The 3,052-nt window shown below is 65.8% G+C and carries 1 protein-coding gene; it reads right to left on the reverse strand.

What is annotated here, in order from left to right:
* Positions 1-162: 162 nt before the first annotated feature.
* Positions 163-2,961, reverse strand: coding sequence for a DNA polymerase I (polA, locus tag RH857_RS13415; protein WP_310538479.1), 2,799 nt, complete (start codon positions 2,959-2,961; stop codon positions 163-165).
* Between the last annotated feature and the right edge of the window lie 91 nt (positions 2,962-3,052).

Genomic DNA, 3,052 nt, shown 5'->3' on the forward strand with positions numbered 1-3,052 from the left:
GTGTCACTGATGTCTTGAGACAGTTCTGTCACCGATCTCCTGAGACATCACACACCGCAGCCGCCGCGCAACAGGGGTGCGAATGCACAAACCAGGGTGCGTTTCTCACATCTATCCAGAACGCTGTGCGTCGGCGGCTCTGCAGTGGCTCTGCGCAGTGGCTCAGTGGGCAGCTTCGTGCCAGCTGGCGCCTGCCCCGACGTGCACGTCCAGAGGAACGGTGAGGTCCGCCGCACTGCTCATCTTCTCGACCAGCAGCTTCTCGACCTCCTCCCGCTCTCCCGGGGCCACTTCGAGCACCAGTTCGTCATGGACCTGCAGGAGCATGCGGGACCCCAGCTGGGACTGGGCCAGGGCGGTGTCGACGTCGATCATGGCGCGTTTAATGATGTCCGCAGCCGAGCCCTGGATGGGCGCGTTGAGTGCGGCACGCTCGGCCATCTGACGCAGCTGACGGTTGTCGCTGGTCAGATCCGGCAGATAGCGGCGGCGCCCGTAGATCGTGGAGGTGTAACCGTCCTTCTTGGCCTGGGCGACGACGTCGCGAAGGTAGTCACGCACCGCTCCGAACCGCTCAAAGTACTCGTTCATCAGGTCCCGCGCCTCGTCGACCCCGATGCCCAGCTGCTTGGAGAGGCCGAAGCTGGAGAGACCGTAGACCAGGCCGTAGCTCATGGCTTTGACCTTGGAGCGCTGCTCGGGGGTGACCTCGTCCGTGCCGACGCCGAAGACGCGAGCGCCCACAAAGTTGTGCAGGTCCTCCCCGGCACGGAAGGCCTCTTTGAGAGCCTCGTCGCCGGAGAGATGGGCCATAATGCGCATCTCGATCTGGGAGTAGTCGGCGGTCAGCAGGGTCTCGTACCCATGACCGACCTCGAAGGCATCGCGGATCTTCCGCCCCGCAGCGGTCCGCACGGGGATGTTCTGCAGGTTGGGGTGCAGGCTGGAGAGCCGGCCGGTGGCCGCCACGGTCTGGGCGTAGGTGGTGTGGATCCGCCCGTCGTCGCCGACTGCCTCCATCAGGCCTGTCACGGTCTGACGCAGCTTGGAGGCGTCCCGGTGGTTCATCAGGTGCACCAGGAACTCGTTCTGGGTCTTGGCCAGCAGATCCTGGAGCGTCTCCACGTCGGTGGAGTAGCCGGTCTTGTTCTTCTTCACGCCCTGGGTAGGCAGCCCCAGCTCGTCGAAGAGCACGGTCTGCAGCTGCTTAGGCGATCCCAGGTTCACCTCGTGCCCGACCACGGCGTAGGCGGCCTGGGCGGACTCTGCGATGGTTCGTTCGAACTCGGCGTCCAGGGCCTGCAACTTCTCGGCGCTGACGGCGATGCCGGTGAGCTCCATCTGCAGAAGGATCTCGGCCAGCGGAATCTCCAGCTCATAGAGCAGCTGCTCGGCCTTCCGGTCGGTCAGTTCGGCGTGCAGCGTGGAGGACAGCGTATGCAGAAGCATGCCCTTCACGGCGGCGCGGGCCAGGTCCTCCGCGGTCACGCCGGGCACGGGCTGCTCGTCAAAGAGGGCGGCCTGCGCGGCCTCGGCGCTGTCGCGGAACTCCTCGCCGCCAATGTAGTCGCCGGGCTCGGTGGAGGCGCCCAGATGCTGGGTCACCAGGTCGCCGAACGCGAAGTTCCGGCGGTCCGGTTGGACCAGGTAGCCGGAGATTAGCGTGTCCTCCACCGCGCCGCGCAGGCTCAGTCCGCGCCAGGCCAGGCGTTTGCCGGCGTCCTTGTAGTCATGCACGAGCTTGGGTGCACCGGTGTCGGAGAGCCACGCCGCGAGCGCGGACTCCAGCTCCGCATCGGCCTCGGTCAGCGGCACAGTCAGCGCCGTGACGGTCTCCTCGGCGCTGTCATGGGCAGGCACGACGACGACGGCGAGCGCCTCGGCCACGCGCGCAGCCTCGTCCCGCTTGGGCTTGCTGGAAAGTGACTCTCCGCTGCGATCCAGGCAGAGAGTCAGTGCCAGGGGGGCGTCGTCGTGGGCTGCCAGGAACTGGGTGAGCTGCTGCGCGCTCCGGGCGATCTCCACCGTCGGCAGACCCACGGTGGGCTCCGCGGCCAGGTCCGCCTCGGGGAAGCGTGCGGCGAAAACTTCGAAGAGCCGCTCGCGGATCTGGTTGAACTGCAGCGCGTCGAAGAGGGGCTCCACAGCCTCACGGTCGGGCGGGGTGAGGACCGCCTCCTCCAGATCCACCGGCAGCTCAAGGTCGCGCACGAGCTTGTTGAGCTCGAGGTTGCGCTCCACGTCGGCGAGCGCCGCCCTCAGGTTCTCACCGACCTTGCCGCCGATCTGGTCCGCGTTGCTGACGATCTCCCGGGTCGATCCGTACTGGTTGATCCACTTGGCCGCGGTCTTGGGACCGACTTTGGGCACACCGGGAAGGTTGTCCGCGGACTCTCCCACCAGGGCCGCGAGGTCGGGGTACTTCTCCGGCGGCACGAGGTACTTGGCCTCCACGCCGGCCGGATCCAGCAGCGTGGTCTTGGAGATGCCGCTGGTGGGGTACATCAGCGTGGTGTTCTCGGTGACTAGCTGCAGCGCGTCACGGTCCCCGGAGACGATGAGCGTCTCCCAGCCCGCGGCCTCGGCACGGGTGACGTAGGTGGCGACGATGTCATCTGCCTCATAGCCCTCCACCGTGACGGCGGGGATGGTCAGCGCCTCGGCCACCTTCTTGATGAGGTCGATCTGGCCGCGGAACTCCTCCGGGGACTTTTCCCGGCCACCCTTGTACTCGTCATAGGTTTCGTGACGGAATGTGGGGGTGTCCAGGTCGAAGGCGAGCACCACGTGGGTGGGCTTCTCCTCGCGGATCAGCTTCAGGAGCATATTCGTGAAGCCGTGCACCGCGTTGGTGTACTGCCCGGAGTCGGTGATGAAACTCTCGGGCGGCAAGGCGTAGAACGCCCGGAAGGCCATGGAATGTCCGTCGATCACCAGCAGCTTATTACCGTCAGAACTCACGCCCCCACCCTATCGCCCTGTGGGAGCCAAAGGGGCGTCCCCGAATTTTATTTTGAGGTGCAACACTGATTGGTCTGTTCTGATTGTAGGT

It is taken from the genome of Nesterenkonia flava, assembly GCF_031432335.1.
Classification (GTDB): domain Bacteria; phylum Actinomycetota; class Actinomycetes; order Actinomycetales; family Micrococcaceae; genus Nesterenkonia; species Nesterenkonia flava.